At 62.8% G+C, this 16,570-nt stretch carries 10 protein-coding genes and 3 pseudogenes; 8 read left to right on the forward strand and 5 right to left on the reverse strand.

The genetic code is table 11. The features are described 5' to 3' along the window. Positions 1-199: 199 nt before the first annotated feature. The 3 genes and pseudogenes from CDN38_RS29715 to CDN38_RS33215 form a co-directional block, all read right to left on the reverse strand. Positions 200-2,362 carry a DUF5631 domain-containing protein gene (locus CDN38_RS29715; protein WP_161951578.1) on the reverse strand — a complete coding sequence of 721 codons (2,163 nt, stop codon included), beginning with the start codon at positions 2,360-2,362 and terminating at the stop codon, positions 200-202. Further along, the gene (locus CDN38_RS25565; RefSeq protein ID WP_075509076.1) at positions 2,352-2,879 is read right to left on the reverse strand and encodes a hypothetical protein; all 528 of its coding nucleotides are present in this window, start codon (positions 2,877-2,879) and stop codon (positions 2,352-2,354) included. Before CDN38_RS25565 ends, CDN38_RS29715 begins: the two co-directional genes overlap by 11 nt. 206 nt (positions 2,880-3,085) lie before the next feature. Continuing rightward, a pseudogene (locus CDN38_RS33215) lies at positions 3,086-3,353 on the reverse strand (DUF5631 domain-containing protein); the annotation flags it as partial. A gap of 867 nt (positions 3,354-4,220) precedes the next feature. Between CDN38_RS33215 and CDN38_RS25575 the strand changes: the two are divergent. The 7 genes and pseudogenes from CDN38_RS25575 to CDN38_RS25610 all read left to right on the forward strand — a co-directional run. Beyond that, entirely contained in the window at positions 4,221-6,560 is a 2,340-nt protein-coding gene (locus CDN38_RS25575) for a putative alpha/beta hydrolase (RefSeq protein ID WP_075509072.1), read from the forward strand. Then, on the forward strand, positions 6,560-7,408 hold the full coding sequence (locus CDN38_RS25580; protein ID WP_233027041.1) for a hypothetical protein: 849 nt from the start codon (positions 6,560-6,562) through the stop codon (positions 7,406-7,408). The genes CDN38_RS25575 and CDN38_RS25580 overlap by 1 nt, the downstream gene beginning before the upstream one ends. A gap of 218 nt (positions 7,409-7,626) precedes the next feature. Further along, positions 7,627-8,316 (forward strand): hypothetical protein, encoded by a 690-nt coding sequence (locus CDN38_RS31330; protein ID WP_075509073.1) that lies wholly within the window; start codon positions 7,627-7,629, stop codon positions 8,314-8,316. Between the two features lie 515 nt (positions 8,317-8,831). Then, entirely contained in the window at positions 8,832-9,452 is a 621-nt protein-coding gene (locus CDN38_RS31335; protein ID WP_244307481.1) for a hypothetical protein, read from the forward strand. A 39-nt stretch (positions 9,453-9,491) separates the two neighbouring features. After that, on the forward strand, positions 9,492-11,765 hold the full coding sequence (locus tag CDN38_RS25595) for a TNT domain-containing protein (RefSeq protein ID WP_142361331.1): 2,274 nt from the start codon (positions 9,492-9,494) through the stop codon (positions 11,763-11,765). Continuing rightward, on the forward strand, positions 11,762-12,286 hold the full coding sequence (locus CDN38_RS25600) for a TNT antitoxin family protein (RefSeq protein WP_082277416.1): 525 nt from the start codon (positions 11,762-11,764) through the stop codon (positions 12,284-12,286). The genes CDN38_RS25595 and CDN38_RS25600 overlap by 4 nt, the downstream gene beginning before the upstream one ends. 705 nt (positions 12,287-12,991) lie before the next feature. Continuing rightward, positions 12,992-13,504: pseudogene (locus CDN38_RS25610) on the forward strand (phosphoinositide-specific phospholipase C-related protein); the annotation flags it as partial. Between the two features lie 146 nt (positions 13,505-13,650). On the opposite strand, the gene CDN38_RS25615 reads toward CDN38_RS25610, so the two are convergent. Beyond that, positions 13,651-15,048, reverse strand: a complete 1,398-nt coding sequence (locus tag CDN38_RS25615; protein WP_075513435.1) for an IS1380 family transposase — start codon at positions 15,046-15,048, stop codon at positions 13,651-13,653. 119 nt (positions 15,049-15,167) lie between these two features. Between CDN38_RS25615 and CDN38_RS31340 the strand changes: the two are divergent. Then, positions 15,168-16,186: pseudogene (locus CDN38_RS31340) on the forward strand (phosphoinositide-specific phospholipase C-related protein); the annotation flags it as partial. Here the strand turns inward: CDN38_RS31340 and CDN38_RS25625 are convergent. Further along, the gene (locus tag CDN38_RS25625; protein ID WP_180276386.1) at positions 16,125-16,541 is read right to left on the reverse strand and encodes a F420-dependent biliverdin reductase; all 417 of its coding nucleotides are present in this window, start codon (positions 16,539-16,541) and stop codon (positions 16,125-16,127) included. The pseudogene CDN38_RS31340 and the gene CDN38_RS25625 sit on opposite strands and share 62 nt — an antisense overlap. Positions 16,542-16,570: the final 29 nt, after the last annotated feature.

A 16,570-nucleotide genomic window follows, 5' to 3' on the forward strand; every position in this document is an offset into this window, starting at 1 on the left:
TGGTACAACCCCCGCCGCATCCAAGCTGGCCTCTGCGGGCTCTCACCCGACGAATATGAAGCTGCCTGGAAGGACAACCAGCAGCACCACCCCCAAGCGGCTACCCTCCCACTCGAGGGGGTCGGTCCCAAATAAAAAAAGTCTCCGGGAAACCGGGGGAGGTCCACTGCTCCATAGCTTTCAGGGTCAGCGGTGATGGTCATGTGCCTCTCCTCGTTGACGTGACAGCGATCGCCCAGGCCAGGTGATAGTTTGCCGCACTATGGTTGCCTTCGATTAACGCGTTGATCGCTGCCAACAGCATCCAATCAACCACGGCCGCGGCGTCATGATGCGGATACGTGCTCAGGACCGATTGCTGTATTTCAGTGGCTCGTTCATGTAGTAGCTCGACTTCATTGTCTGGTACGCCGTACTTGCGCGCGGCGGCTATTGCGACTGCTTGTGCGATGCGGGGTAGGCCGTCGCGGCGGCGCACGGCTTCGACCAGGGTCGGCCCGAGTTCGTCCACGGTGGGCGCAGTGCGTGCGGTGCGGTCCCCGGTTAGGGCGGGCTCGTCGGGTTCTGGCTCGCCGATGTAGCCATGCGGCTGGTGTACCGCGGCCACCGAGACCGCGCCTAAGAGGTCTTCAACATTGGCATCGTGACGTCGTGGTGCCGGCTCCAGCAGCGTCACATGGGCGGGCAGCCGCACATGGGGTGGAATCCAGCCTCCGGCGAGATCGGTGACCAGTAGTGTGGTCCGTCCGCCGTCGCGTAGGCCGGCCGCCCAGGAGATGTTTGGTTCCTGTCGGGCCATCGCATCGACGAAGCGTCGCAGGCGTTGCTGTTCGGCGGATCGGTTCGCCGCGTCGCCGGTTGTGGCCCCGACCGTAGCGGTGACGGTGGCACCGGCCAATGGTGATGCTGCGCTTGGCGTTTGTCCGTGGGCGGCCTGTGAGGTCGATTTTGCGACCGGCGACATCATCGAGGCACCGGCCGCGGGTGACGAGGACGGGGAGGGCGCTACTGCTGCACCAGAGACCGGACCGGCGGGGGCGGCGGTAGGTGGTGTGATGACCGGCGGGCGCAGGTCAGAGCCGTAGGCGGGCAACGGCCCCGCCGGGGCGCTGACTGGGGCGATCGGGCTTGCGGTCGGTCCACCCGCAACTACCGGGGCTACCGTGGTCATGCCGGTCTCGGTCGTCGGTGATACGACCGGGGTCGGAGCTGCGGCCGCGCTCATGTCGGGAACATGAGGGACGGCGGCGGCGCCGGTCGCGATTGCTGGAGTGGTGGCCATCGGCGTAGTCGCGGGTGGCGTAGTTGGTGCCAAAGGCTCTGTGGCCGCGTGGATTGTGCCCTCGGACAACGACTGCGCTCCGGCAGCCGCCGGCGCTCCGGTCATCATGCCGGTGGTAAACGACTGGCTTAGGGACTGTGGTGATAAAGGTGCGGCAGCCGCTGCTGATACGCCGGTCGCCGGTGCCGAAGCCGCCGGAATGGAGGGGCTGCCGATGCTGAACGCTGGTGCGCCCGGCGGAGACTGCGGTGAAAGGGCAATCGGCGCCGAGGGTGCGCCTGGCACCCCTTGCGGACCTCCGTAAGCTGGCCCTGGCGGGGAGGCTGGTGGTTTGATGTCAGTCCGCAGCGATGCGTCGGTCATACCTTGAGGTCCGCCGTAAGCTGGCTCGATCGGTGATCCCAATGACTCGGCATCACCGTGCGCCACTGTGCTGGCCGATCCCCGAGGGGCGCCGTAAGTCGATCGTTCTGCGGATGCGGCGGGCGGCGAGCCGAGGTCTTCCGCGGTGACCGGTTGGGGTGGAGGTGGGCCGTCGAGATTTACGCCATGGTCACGCAGCCACTTGCGGGCGTCACCACCGATGGTTGCATCGAGTACCCGCTGCGTAGCGTCGACAATGTTGGATATCGCATTCGCCCCAGCATGGGATGCACTTGCGTTTTTTTCGACAATAACCGCATTCACCGCGGCAACTTTGGCCTCCGTGGGCCCGTTACCAGATAGAATCCGGTCTATCTCCGCGTTGCCGGACTTGGCGATTTCGCTGAGCCGATCACGCAAATTGTTGACCGCGTCTGCGACTAGGTCGCTTTGCTCACTTTTCACTTGGCACTGATGAGCGATAGTAGCTACACGCTGCTCGCCGCGCCAATACCGTTCAAGCAAATCGGTGGCGGTCCGACCTTTATTTACTGCCAGTTGCGATCGTGTGTTTTGCAGGTCGCTTGCCTCCTCGCGCTTGACTTTCCCGGCCTGGCTCCAGTACGAGACCCCGGCCGCGGGCGAATCGGGGCGAGCCGGCCACCACGCGCCGACCAGCAACATCGACCACTTGCCGGGTGGCAGATCAGCCGGCACCGCACACGGCTTTCATTCGCGCGTCCTTAGCGATGACGTCATCGATCGCCGCCTGAAGTGCCGGATCGTCCCGGCCCAGGTAACTACCCATCGCATTTGTACTGGTGTAGGCCTCAGCGAGCGCCAGCGCGGCAGCACGATCACCGGGCGAAAGCGCTGGAGCGCCATCCACTGCTTGTATCAACATCACCGCTCCATTCACACCGGCAGCAGCGGCAAGCGCCGGGTTAGTACCATTTGTTTCGATTTGTACTTGACGCGCTGCCAGCTTGTATACCTCGCACAACTTCTGATGCGCTGCGGCGACTTCCGCGGAGGTGTACGTTGGCGGCGCGGACGTCGCCGAGCTTGCGGATGTTCCGCTCGTAGTAGGGCGGGTCAATGCCACGATCAAAGCTGCGGCGCCGAGTAAGGTGGCTAAGACCGACAGTGCCACCACTGGCCAGATGCGGGACCGTGTTGGGGGGTAGGTGGGATATGGCGGTAACTGCTGCGCAGGCGGGTGGTTGGTCGTCACCTGAGTAAGGCTATTCCTGCTGCTGCCTGCGCGCACTCCAGTGTCTATTCAGCTACGTCGATGTCTATGCACGTTGTGGTTGCCGCGATGGCGCTCATGAGTGAGCGAGGCGGCCCATGCTCCTGGCGTCCCATCCAAAGGAAACCGGGTGAGTAGCGACAACCCATGCCGTAGGGCAGGGTTCCCGCATGGCTCACATTGCGATTGTTGATCGCATGTGCGACTCGGTCGCTATGTGCACATTGTGCTTGGCCTGACAGGCCATAGTGGCCGCACGCTGCTCACCTGTCCACACCCCCAGTACCGCTCTAGCAAATCGTCGGAGCTTTGTCCCCTGTTTACCGCCAACAGAGATCGTGCGTTTTGTAGATTGCTGGCCTCTTGGCGGTTGACTTCCCCTGCCTGGCGCCAGTACGAGATTCCGGCCGCGGGCGCATCAGGACGAGCCGGCCACCACGCACCAACTAGCAACATCCACTACTCGCCGCGTGGCAGGTCAGCCGGGACCGCACACGGCCTTCATCCTCGCATCCTTTGCGTTTACAGCGTCGGCGGCCGCCCGCCACTCGGGGTCGCCGCGACCCGTGATAACGCTAGCTACGGCGCTTGCATGGGTGTATGCCTCGGCGAGCGCGAGTGCCGCGCTGCGGTCATCGTTGGCTAACGCTGGTGCCGCATTCACCGTTTGGTCCAGCACCATTGCCGCATTGACACTCGTAACACGGGCAAGAGCCGGGTCGTCGCTGTTCGTGTCAATCTGCACTGCATGCGCCACCAGCCTCACACAACTTCTGGTGCGCGGCGGCGACTTCAGCGGAGGTGTACGTCGCCGGAGCGGACGTTGCCAGGCCTGCGGCTGTTCCGCTGGTCGTCGGGCGTGTCAGCGCCACAATTAGAGCTGCGGCGCCTAGGGCAATGGCGATGGCCAAGCCCACAGCTTGCCAAACGCGTGAGCCTGTCCCGGGCTGCGTGGGATGGGCCGGTGTCCATTGGCCGGTCAAAGGTGGGAGGTTCGTCACCCCACGGAAGGGTATTGCAACTGCTGCCTGGGCGCACTCCAGTGCCTGTTCGGGCCGCGTCGATGTCGACGAACGCCGAGTTGCCACGCTGCCCCCACCGGGCGAGACCGCCGATGCTCCCCACGTCCGTTTTCAGGCGTGAATGGCGACAACCCGTGCAGTAGGGCAGAATTCGCGCGTGGCTCCCTTGGCGGTCATCTGTGATGCGGTGTGCGACGCAGGTAGCCAGGTATCTGCCGAAGAGCCGTCACCAGCGGCGTCACGGGTCGGGGGCCGCTGCGTCTTCACCGACATGGAATGATCCACAACTACGGAGGGCGCAGTGCAGCTTCGCTACATCAGCATCCCACTGTTGATCGCCGAATCCGGTGGTGATCCATGGGCGATAAATCAAAGCCTCAAAGCCGGTCGTCCAGCACAGATTTCGAATCTGGCGGAGGCGTTTCATGCCGCCGGCCGGTGCACCGCAGAGGCTGACGCCGCTTTCGACCTGGCACGGCGCCGCTTCGAGCAAGCCTGGAATCGGGAGAATGGTGAGCACCCGATCAACGACTCCGCTGAGGTGCAGCGCGTCACGCAGTCGCTGGGTGCGCAGTCGCTGCAATTGCCCAAGATTGGGGTGGACCTGGAAAACATCGCGGCCGCCCTGGCCGACGCGCAGCGATCCGCAAGCGGGGAGATCGCAAAGCTAGAGGGTCAGCTACAGCAACTCGATGACGAAATTGGCCAGGCGGTGACGCTTGAGAGAAACCCTCAGCTCACCGCAGAGGACAGGGCGACGCTGGATGCTTTCATTCACACGTGCGAAAACGACGCGATCGAGGACACCAAGGCTGCCCTGGCTAATCTGCATTCGATCCGCGACGGGTATTCAAGCTTCCTGATAACGGCGGAGAAAAGTCTGGCTGTCGACGGGTACGACCCTTCTCGAATTTGGGGCGTCGACAACCACGAACCCGAGACACCTGACCAAGCTGAACAAGACGTCCATGATGCGCTCGCTGGTGACCAAGGCGCGGCCGGACGAGTTAATGCTGTATTGGGTTCTATTACCCCCGATCAGTTGGCCGGGAAAGTTCCGTTGACTGCCGAGCAGGCCTCAGTGTTGAGTCAGTTGCAAGCTCAAGAACACGGCATGTCTGTCGACGCGCTCACGACCGCGGAGCAACGCCTGGGCGGACAAAGGGGCATGATCGCCAATTCCTGGCAGCTGATGAGCAATCCAAATATCACCTTCCCGAAGACTCCGTTAACCGTTGGCGCCAAGCAGGGTTCCGACACGGTAAAAGGTGGCGTCTCGCAGGTGCCTGAAAGTGTCCAGCAGGCGTTGAACTCGCCGGGAGTGCTCTTTACGCATCAAATGAACGACATCGCCGGCATCGTCAAGGACGGGGACAAGGGCTTTCAGACGAATACCGAGTTGGATCGCGCGATGATCCATAAGGCATCGGTCATGATGGACACGCCGATCTGGCGTGCCGACCCTGCCAGCCAAGGACAAAACGTCGAACGCGATCCTGCTTTGGATCCCACGGTGTCCAATGTCCTCTCGGCGGTGTCGCCGGATCACCAGGTAGTACATGACACCATCACCGGAGCCGACCACGACAAGTTCCTGCGAAACATCACCCACCATTACTGGAAAGACAACGGCCAAGGTGTTGGATCCCTGTTTTCGTGGACCGGGGATTCGGCGGTGGTCCAGGGGCCGGAGGAAAGGATCGCCGCCGAAACCGCCCGCGCTTACAGTTCGTACATCGGCAAGGACCAGGAGTTGCTGCATCTTCCGGGAAACCACACCCTTGGTCAGGTGAACCCGAACTTGGTCCGCGATATGGCCCACGGGCTGGGGCCCTATGTCAACAACATCGCCGGCACATCGGGGGGATTACCGGGATTCGGTGATCCGCTCGACCGCGACACCATGTCGGGTGCGCTGCCGGTGGCCAAGGGTGTCTTCTCGGTGCTGAGCAGCGATAAGGAGGCCGCCCAGTACTTCAACGGCCAGGCCTACGCGCAGGCTGTGCTTCACGAAGCTGTCTTTGCCAACGATCTTACCCATTCGGGTTACGACCAGCACTTGTATGATGCCGCAACTTTGCGGGCGCTGGTCGACGTCGGCACACACAATGCGTTTCAAGCCAACGAGGACAATGGGTACCACCAGGGCGTCTCGGAATACCAGTCCAAGAAATCGGCGTATGAAACGGGCTTGCAAGGTCTCACCACAGCAGGTGGCTTTATCCCCGGGGTCGGCCGCATCGCCGGTCCTACGATCGGCATCCTCGGCCACAACCTGGAAAACGCCATCCTCGGACCATCACCGACTGCGCCGACCGAAAATCCGATACAACCCATGTCTTTAGGAATGGCCGACCAAGAGATCCTCAACGCCATGCTCGGAACAGGACACACCGTAGCCGGGTTGCCACCCGGTTTCATCATCTATGACCACGACCACCCCAACGGGCGAATCGCGACGTTGGAAGAACTTCAGCCACAAGGCGTTACGGCCGGTCAATACAACAGCGTGATTGGTCCCGCGTTATCGCAGTCGCTCGAACCCAGGCCGCCCAGCGAGCGCTTGTCCCCGGATGTGGGGTTGGTCAGCCGCTACGACGATATTGTTGGTGTCCCGCACCCCGATCAGGGCAGGAAGTGATGCGAATCCGGCCCGAGTTGCGAACCATCGCAGCGTTTTTGGCAGTTGCTGTGCTGTTTGTCGGCGGATGCGGTTCGGGCGGCCGCTCGGGTGAAGCTTCGACCAGTACGTCTGCGGCGCCGCCGGCGGGTTGGCCTGCGGTGCTCGACGACTTCACCATGGTGTGGACTGCTGAACCCGGTATCGACGTGACCGCGTGGCCGGCGGTGGTGGTGCGCGCCTACGCAGAGTCGTTCACGCTGGCCTCCGCTACGAGCGATAACAAGTATCTGTACCCGGGATTTAGGCAGTCGGTTGATTCCAACAAGTCCATCTACGATCCGATCGGCACACAGTATCTGTGGCCACAGACCGGCGGTTCGCCGGACCGGCCATGGGTGGGCACGCAGCAGGACCACCTCTTGTCTGTTACAACATCGGGTCGTGATGTCACGGTCATTGTCTGCGAATACACATTCGGCAGTGCTAATGAGGGCCGTCTTGGCCGAGACTATGTGTACCCGCATGTTGCAAGGCCAGGCCCGGATACAGGTATCGCGGCGATGCGGATCACCATGACCGCTCCTGCCAGGCCGGCGCCGCCGCTGCCCGCTCAGCAGGGGCCGGCGCATGCGCCGTCGGTCGATGTTTTCACTGGTTGGAGGATCACCAGCCGCGAGGGCGGGTGGTACGCCCAGCCTGGAATGGGGCGGGAGTGGGAATGGCCGGGTTATGTCCAAGACGAAGATGCCTGTGTCGCGAAGGCGCCCCCGCACCGCGATTTTGTAATGGGCCAAGAATATGACCGGTCGTTGTTTCCGACCCTGCCGGCGTCTCCTGGCTGGCCCTCGCCAAGCGCGAAAACATGAGAAAGGCTAGCGCCGCAAGGTTATTGGTAGCGGCGTCGATCATCCTGCCCCTTCTCTTGGGCGCCGTCTGCTGCGCGTCGAATGCCAGCGACAAGTCTTCGGGCACAACGTCATCGAGCGTTAAGTCCTCCACCTCATTTGCCTCACCCCCGCCGTCGATCAACGCGCCGACGTTGACGTCGGGGCCAGTGACCGCGCTGCAACCAGGGTCTCCAATCATGGTTGGTGACGAGGCCGCCACCGTGGTGTGCAAAGCCGGCTTCTATATCGACTACCCGGATGCGAATCATGGCGGTCAGCGGCTGCGCGGCTTCATCACCGCGGCGCAATGTGCTCAAGGTGCTGTGCATGCGCCGGTGTCGGTGATGAAGGTGCGGGCCGCCGGCGAACCACCCCGTCGAATCAAAGTCGGCGAGATCACTTACGTCGCCCCGGGCGATGTACAACCGGCAGTTGCCAACGAACCGTGGACGATCCCGACTTCCCCCCTGGCGGTGTTCAGTTCCGGTCAGCCAGAGTGGGCGGTTCCGGTGGACGTCAAAGTCAACGACCAGGCGCCGACCGGCGCAACCGTTCAGGCTGTACAGTCGGTCGAACAGCGCAAGGCGCCTGCAAGGTGGAGCAACGTCGACGGAGTCGTCGTCACGGGACACGTGCTCGACCCGGCCTCCACACCGGATCTGAAGGACCTGCCCGCTGGCGTGGCTCGCGTCGTCGTGGCGGCAGACGACACCACCAAGCCCATCGAGCAGTGGGTGCTCGGCTCCCCGGTCACAGTTGAGCTTGATGGTGCTATCTACAACCTCGGTGTGATCACCGCCGTAGATGAGTCAAGGCACTGGATCGTGGTCGACCTCATCAATCCGCTTCTCGTCCAACAAGATGCCCGCCTGATCACGGCTAGGTGAGCGCTCGAAGTCCTTCCATCCATGGGCTAGTTTGCGCTGGCAACGCGAACTCATGGCGCGAAACCACTAGTGACTCTTTGCAATTCAGCGCTTTTGGTCAGTTAGGGTGCGCCGCTGTGGAGCAGGCAGCGTCGCAGTTCGACCGCGGAAGGCGCTATACGCGGATATCAGCAATTCCGGCGGCAAACCGGTGACTTTTAAACCGCACCACGCGGACACCGGACTGCGTTGAGTGCAACCGTATTACTACTCGCAGCTGTGAAGACCGACTCCGTGGGGCGGTGGTGAATTGAATTGACCAGCACGACAACTGTCGAGAAGTTTGCCGCCAGCTCACGGGGTTCAGCTCGGCGCTTGCTGATACTGCTGATGGAGTTGCTGTCAGCCAGGTCGTATCGGCCATCCGGGGCAGCAGCACGCCGGGTCCGCGTTGCGCGGGCGACGGAGAAATCTGAGGACCCGAGACTGGACTCGGTGAATGGCGACACTGCGCGCCATAGGGCAAAATTCCGCGCGTGGCTTCGCTGGCGGTCGACCCTGATGTGATGTTCACTGCGGGCAGTGCGGTGGCTGCTGTTGGTGAGGACATTGTGGCCGCGTTGGGTTCGTTGACGGCCGGTTTCGGTGCAAATACTGGTCAGGATGCGGCTGGTGACATGTTTGGGCTGGCCTATCAGGATGCGGCGAAGTCGCTGTTGAAGGCTGCCGCGGCGGTGATCAATGCTTGCCGTGATAACGGCGCCAAGATTCAACTGTCCGCGTCGAATTATTCCAGGGCTGAAGCGGCGTCCACGTTGGGCGGTGGCAGTGGTGTTTTGCCGGCGCCCCACGATCCGCAGCAGTTTTCGGCTCCTGGTCCACCGGGGACGTTGGGTGCAGGCCCGCCCCCGCCGATGCTGTGGTGTGCTTCCCCCGGTTTCTCGGAGACTTCCGAACCAGGTTTGATCTTGAGAGCCTGGAGGAAGGAAGTGTGCAGTGGCAGCGAACAGGAAGTATCCGGCTGGTACAACCCCCGCCGCATCCAAGCTGGCCTCTGCGGGCTCTCACCCGACGAATATGAAGCTGCCTGGAAGGACAACCAGCAGCACCACCCCCAAGCGGCTACCCTCCCACTCGAGGGGGTCGGTCCCAAATAAAAAAGTCTCCGGGAAACCGGGGGAGGTCCATGGCGGGTTGTGGAGCTGTTTGTCGGTGATTTGTGGCCTAACGGGGATGTGGCGGGATTGCATGCGGCCGCGGGGTGTTGGCGTGGTTTTGCTGCGGCACTCGGCGGGGCGGAGCAGGGGCTTAATGGACCGAAGGCGGTGATCGCCGGGCAAGAGATTCCGGAAGGGCCTCTGATTCAGCCGGTCTTGTCCGAGCTTGGCGTCGCGATGGCAAGCCTGGGCAAGCAGTGTGAACAGTTGGCCGGCGCCCTCGATTATTTCGCTGACGAGGTGGCCCACGCGCAAAACGCCATTCGAGACCTCTTGCACCGGTTGGGGTCGGCGTCAGGGTTGTGGCACGAGGTGGTGTCGGTCTTTGACGGCGATGCGCTGCAAGAGGTCAAAGAGATCGCCGAGGACATCAAGGCGGTGCTGCACAACTTGGGTCGTGAAGCGCAGGCCAAGGAGCGGGCGATGCAGCGTGGAATGGGGATCGCTGATGGTTTGGTGCGCGGGATGCAGCGCTATGTGCGCGGTGAGTTGACGCATTTTCTGGGCACCGAGGTTGGCAATCCGCTGGCGACGGTTTTCGATTTCTTCAGCAACGTCACGGAGGGTGTCTACCAGGCGGCGTTCTCGACGGTGCATGGTATGGATCAGCTCAGCCCGCGGCATTTTCTGACCGATCCCGAGGGTGCGGCGGCTGCTTGGGAGGGGTTGGATGTGACGGCGGTGCGTTCGCTTCCGGTTTATGCCCTGGTGGATCCCGACGGTGCGGCGCAGACCTGGAAGGGCTTGCTGCATTTCGACGATTGGAGCAGGGATCGGCCTGGGCTGGGGTTGGGGGAGAACCTCTTTGATGTTGGGACCTTGGCGCTTGGGGTTGGCGAGGTCAGGCGTTTTGGCGCGGGCGGGCGTGCTGTGGAGGAAGGCGTCGCCGAGGAAGAAGGCAGTGGCGGTAAGGGTGTCGGAGCGCCGGGTGGTGGCGGGCGGTTGGGTGATATCACCCACTCCGGTGAGGCGCTGACGACTGAGCTGGAGGACCTCGGGGGGGATGTGCCCAAGGCTGATCCGAAGCCCAGCGGCGAACCCTCGGCCTTGCCGACGGGAGAGCCCCCGCGGGCACCGGTTGAGGCCACGAACCCCGCGGAATCCACCACACTGAGCACGACCACAGCCGAGTCGCCCACTGCCCCAACGGGTTCCGTGACCTCGGGGCCGGTTGACTCGCGTGTCCCGGCCACGCCTGCGGCGTCGAGTCCGTCTCCTATACCCGCTGCGGCGGGCGACCAGATCTTGTCGACCACTTCGCGCCCGCCTGAAACGGTGTCCGCCTCGGGGGCACCAGAGGCAACGTCCGTCAAACCAGCACCCGCCGCGCCCGCGCCTGCGGGTCCTACGTCGCTATCCGCGGCGCCCCGCGCGCTAGGCCCCGGAGAAATCTCGTCCCGAGCTGGTCCCACCCAACTACCAGCAGGGCATAGCGGTACCGCGCGCGCCCTTGGTGACGGTGTTGCACCGCCTCGGCAACCACCCGAAGCACCAACGCGCGGTGGCCGGTACGGGTCTGGCGACGACCTCCGAGCCGGCGGCCACACACAGGAACCACCGTCACCGGGAGGTGATGCTCCACCGCAGCCGGGCGACGCTTGCACCCCGGACGAACGCCAAGATCCGGTACATTCTCACGAGCCGTCGGGCGACGGATGGCATCGACTACCGGATGAACAAATTGACCCGCATTACGGGGAACCGCTATCGCGGCATTGGGATTTTCCAGATGACCCGATGGATCCAAGTAAAATCAGTCGAGACGTTGCAAGACTTGTTGATGATCCCGAAGCGCCGTTTGGTCGCGACCCGCAAGGGCGTGCGTATACTAAACAGGAATACGCTTTACGTTATAACAAGGTAGGAAATGAAGGTCAACACTGGGGCAATTTTCCGCTTAACGACGGCGCCGTACCGGGAACACGGGTGGCCTATACAGACCGGGCGGGTTACTTGAAGGATTATGGTCCTCTGCTTGACCGCATCGGCAGCGATAACGGTAAATATTTGGCTGTTATGCAAGACGGCAAGCCCGCTTCGTGGGAACAGCGTGCGCTTCACGTAGATTCCCTTCGGGAACCTTATCGCGCATATACATTTGGTGACCTGCCAGACGGGTGGAGTATCGAGGTGTCGGAGGTCGCGCCTGGAGTTGCTCAACCAGGCGGCTCTATACAGGTCCGGGTATTCGATGATGAGGGCGTAGTGCGACGTGTAACGGAACTAACCAAAATAGGAGTACTGCGCAAATGACGAACGGTGTGGATCTTACGCCGGATTTACAGGCGTGGGGTCGACGTGCGGGCCTAGACATGGTCCAGGGGTCGCAAACTAATGATGGCCGGACAGTGATCTGGAGCAACGTGGGGGAGGTTCGATACTTTATCAGCAACGTCGAAGGTTGGTATGTTATTACGTGTTCTGATCGCTTGGGTCCCGAGGCTTATGAGTTCGCAGCAGAGTCGATGCCCGTCATAGAAAAGTATCTCTATGGAGTCTTTGGAGCATCAGTTCGAAGTAGTGCGGGACTTCCGTACATACGTGCACCATTCCATCGCGACGAATTGCGGCCGGGATATAGCATCGGCAAGCGGGATTTTGCTGGACGAGAACGGCACACCCTCATTGATCACACCGGAAAGGTCGTTGCGATTACAGCGGTGGACAGGCTAGTCGAATTATCCCACTATTTGGATGCAACTATTGATCTCATCAAGAATTCTTATCTCGCTGCTGACGGCAAGCCTCTTTTTACTTTATGGCGCGAAAATTAGGAAGTAGTAGACAGCGGCTATTCTCCGGAGTCAATTGATAAGCACCAACCCAGCAGTGTCTTCAAGTTGACCATTGATGACAGGCGCTGCCGAAGGCGTGCATCTGAGGCTGTTGTCATAGACGGTGGAGATATACCGCCGCACGATTTTACTGTAACGGATGTATTCAAGTAGAATCGGGAATTGCGATAAAATTTGACGCTACATATTTTTCTCGGGCAGAGAGAGATATGCTATTGGCATTGAGTCAAGCTCGGCCCGCTATTATGCGTCGATACCGTCAGCAATGGTATCGTTGACCATGAAGAGTGCTACGAGCTAACCCTATCCCAATATCGCGAGTTCTTGAGTGACCGGCGCGCGGCAATTGAATTTACGAAGCATGCCGTCGGCACGAGCGCGATGACCTGCTCTTACAAAAATCTGGCGAAAATCGAGGAACGCCAGTCTGATGCAACTTGGTGGAAAGTGTCCGGGCGCCCGGTGGTTGTGAAAGAAGCGCTGGATTACTTTGGCTTGAATACGAAGACTGATAGGCATGCTAGATCTTATGGAACTACAGCAATACCAAGCCGAAAATGGTGGCTGGGTTAGCAACGGTCCGACTGCCTCGGCGTTACCGACGCCCTACCCACCAGAGCCCCAATTACAACACTTCCGCAACATCCCTAGAAACCCGCCCATCGAAGTGCCAAAGTACCGCGCATGCCCGGCACCCGATGGCTGCAGACATCCGCCGTCGTCGGCCTGACCACCCTGCTATTGATCACCCCCGCACCGGTGGCCGCCGACCCGCCAGAGCAAACCTCGCCCACAGCACCCTGCGACGCCATCAGCCCCATCGCCATTCCCTGCGTGGCACTCAACAAGTTCGCCGACGCCGTCGCCGCGGAATGTCGCCGCGTCGGCATCGTGGACACACACTGCAGACTCCCGCTCGCCCATAAAGTCACCCAGGCAGCCCGGGACGCCTATCTGCGGTCATGGGTGCACCGCACGGCGCAATTCCAGTACGCGCTTGGAGACGCATTGCCGATCAGCCAAGCTCAGTGGCTGGGCACCCACAACTCGTTCAACAGCCTCAGCGACTCATTTACGCTCTCGCACGCCGACTCGAATCAACAGCTCTCGCTGACCCAACAGCTCGACATCGACGTCCGCGGCCTCGAACTCGACTTGCATTACATCCCAAGGCTAGCCTCGATTTTTAGCGCCGGTGGGGTTCGGGGGCGCTGAACCACGAAAAGCGTTGAGCGGTTGCTATTTTGGGTTTGGGGTGTGTTTGGCCCGCCCGTGTCGCCGGGGTGGGCGGGCTTTCCCAGGGCCGCTTGGTCTTTCGGGTCGTCGGGACGGGGTTGTGGCGGTCAGGGGAAGGCGGCGCGGATGCGCTGCCAGGCGGTCGCGATGGCGCCGGCCCAGCGCCAGGTGGCGTCGATGCGCAGCCGAAGTTGGCGGGCGCCGCGGGTGATGCGGGCGGCCACGTGCAGGACCCGGTAGCGGAACGCGGTGATCTCGCAGCGGGCCAACTTGGGGGCGTCGGTGAATCCGATCAGTTGGGTCCAGGCGACCAGATCGGCGGCGGCCAGGACGATCTCGAGCCAGGCGGCGTTGGACTGGAAATCATGGCAGGGCAGGTTGCCCAAGCCGGCGGCTTTGGCCTCGCGGATACGGTCCTCGACGCGGGCGTGCTGGCGATGGCGCAGTTCCAGGCCGGCCAGCTGCCCAGGCACGGCCCCGGGGACGGTGTCGGTGATGAACGCGGTCACCCGCATGCCGTCGATGTCGGTGAACCGCAGCTGCGCCCCGGGGTGCGGGCGCTCTTTGCGCAGCACCAGCCGGGTCCCGGCAGGCCAGGCCGACAGGTCGACCAGGCCGGTGGCCTCGGCCACCCACGCCCCGTCACGGATCTCGCCGCTGGCCTCGATCGCCGGATACCAGCCATTACCAAGGTTGAGGGTGTCCGCAGCGTCCCAGACCCGGGCATCGACGGGAAACCCGAAGGAGAACCCGACCCCGCGATCGCGGCAGGCCCGGGCGAACTTATGGGTGGCCCCGGCCGAGTCCGAACGCACCACCACCGCCGGTGCGCCCGGATTGTGCGGGCCGGGACGCCAATCTGCCGGCAGCGAAGCCAACGCCTGCTCGAGAACCGTGATGTGGTCGGCGGCGGTGTTGGACCCGGCGTTGCCGGCCCGCAACAACCCCGCCAGCGCCTCACCGCCGGCGATCTCCGGACGGTCCAGAAACGCCAGCAATGGGTGGTGGCCGAAGGACTTCTTCCACGTCGGCGCCGCCTGCGCCTTGTTGTCGGAATGATCGATCACCAGCGTGGCGTCGACGTCGATACACAGCGGTCGGCCCGCCGGGGGCGCGGCTCCGGCAGCCCAGGCCGCCGCCCGCGCCGCCGCCCGCGCGGCACGAACCTTCGGCAGGTGCACAGCGTCGATGCGCTCATCGACCAGCCGCCACATGGTCGTTGTCGAGGCCTTGGGCCCGAACACATGCTCACGATCCCCGCACAGCTGCCCGACTCCGTCGATACAGTCCGCCCCATCAGCCACCGCCGCGGCCAGATCGGCGAACACCGCACCCGGGGCATGTATCCACGGCCCCTTGTAGGTATCGGCCAACACGGCCGTGACCTGCGCGGATAACCCGGTCTGGTCGGCCAGTTCCCGCAGCAGCCCCATCCCGGCGTGCGACACCACCCCGCGGCCATCGGCAGAGACTTTCACCCGCGACACCGCCGCGATACTCTTCATCTGCGAGGTGCCTTCCAGTCAGGATGATTGAGCCCTAGAGAAGTCCAATCATTCCTTGCAGGACAGGCACTTTCGCTTATCAACACCCAGCTACATCGGCATCCCGCGAAAAATCCGGGCTGGAGCTCCTCGGCAAGCGAGAAGTCACGGTCTGCCACGGTCTGGGACCCACGAATGGCAACCTGGGCTGCACCAACGAGCCGCCGTTCGCCGCGGTGCTCCCACAGATCAAGAACTGGCTCAACACCCCCGGTCACACCGACGAGGTCATCCTGCTCTACCTCGAAGACGAGCTGCAGGACGCCGCGGCATACTCATCATCACTCGCCATCCTCGAAGACACCCTCCGGCGTCCGGACGGAACGAGCCTGATCTATCACCCCGACCAGGCCGGCCGCGCCGCGAACGGCTGCGTTCCGCTCCCGCTGCAGACGTCACACAACGACGTCCGCGCCGCGGGCGCACAAGTCGTGCTGGTCAGTTCGTGTGTACCGAGCTGGTCAATGACGTCTTCGCGTGGAAGGGCCCGGAGGTGGAGAGCGGCTCGACGTCGGGCTACCAGCCATACCCCAGCTGCGACGCCACCTATGACACCGAGGTATACGCAACAAAGCTCGTCCGCTACTACGAGGACTCCACGTTGGTGTCGGCCCTCACCAGCCCAACCCGGCCCCCGGCGAACCCACAGGCGCTGACACCGTCGAAGGTGCAGGCGATGACCGACTGCGGTGTCAACCTGTTCGGCTTCGACCAGTTGCTCCCCGAAGACGGGCGTATCCAGGCCACGCTGTGGAGCTGGGCGCCCGACGAACCGCGCGCGAGCGCCGGAAGCTGCACCCTCCAAGCGGCCAACGGCCGCTGGGTGGCCGCGCCGTGCGAAGCCCCGCACCCCGCCGCCTGCCTCAACGTCGCGGGCACGTGGACATTGACGCCAAATCCGGTGAGATTCGACCAGGCGCCGTTAGCCTGTGCGGCCGTCAACGCAGACTTTGCCCTGCCGCGAACGGGGAATCAGAACGCCCGGGTACACGCCGTGGCCGGACCCGCCGGCGGCGCATGGGTGCGCTACCTAGCGGCTACTCCACCCGGTCCAGCAGCGACGACGACCCCAACACCCGCTCCACGAGAACTTCGATGACCACCCGTCGCGGATTGGCCCGCGGGGTCCGATAGCGCTGGGCGTAGCGCAATTCGGCATCACGGACGGCATCGATATCGCGATTCACCGAAGCCTTGCCTTCCAGCGACAGCCAGCGCGCGCCGTCGACCTGGCTCAGCACCGCGACCCCGCCGCGCTCGGCGTTGACCGCCTTCTGCGAGCCGCCGGTGGTGATCACCCGAGCGATATGCGTCATGGGATCGAAGGTGAAACCCACCGCTACCACATGGGGCGAATTGTCGGCCCGCAGCGTGGTCAGCATGGCCAGATGGCGTTCGGTGAGAAACGCCATCGCGTCGTCGGTGAGCCGCGTAGTGGTCTTCGCCATCGCCACCCACGCTAGCGCAGGTGATAATCGCAGCC

This window comes from Mycobacterium ostraviense, from assembly GCF_002705925.1.
Taxonomy (GTDB): Bacteria; Actinomycetota; Actinomycetes; order Mycobacteriales; family Mycobacteriaceae; genus Mycobacterium; species Mycobacterium ostraviense.

Bases quoted from the DNA above. Each gene is read 5' to 3' on its own strand.
- CDN38_RS25580 (WP_233027041.1), top strand. From the start codon at position 6,560: ATGCGAATCCGGCCCGAGTTGCGAACCATCGCAGCGTTTTTGGCAGTT.
- CDN38_RS25600 (WP_082277416.1), top strand. From the start codon at position 11,762: ATGACGAACGGTGTGGATCTTACGCCGGATTTACAGGCGTGGGGTCGA.
- CDN38_RS25615 (WP_075513435.1), bottom strand. From the start codon at position 15,048: ATGAAGAGTATCGCGGCGGTGTCGCGGGTGAAAGTCTCTGCCGATGGC.
- CDN38_RS31330 (WP_075509073.1), top strand. From the start codon at position 7,627: ATGGTTGGTGACGAGGCCGCCACCGTGGTGTGCAAAGCCGGCTTCTAT.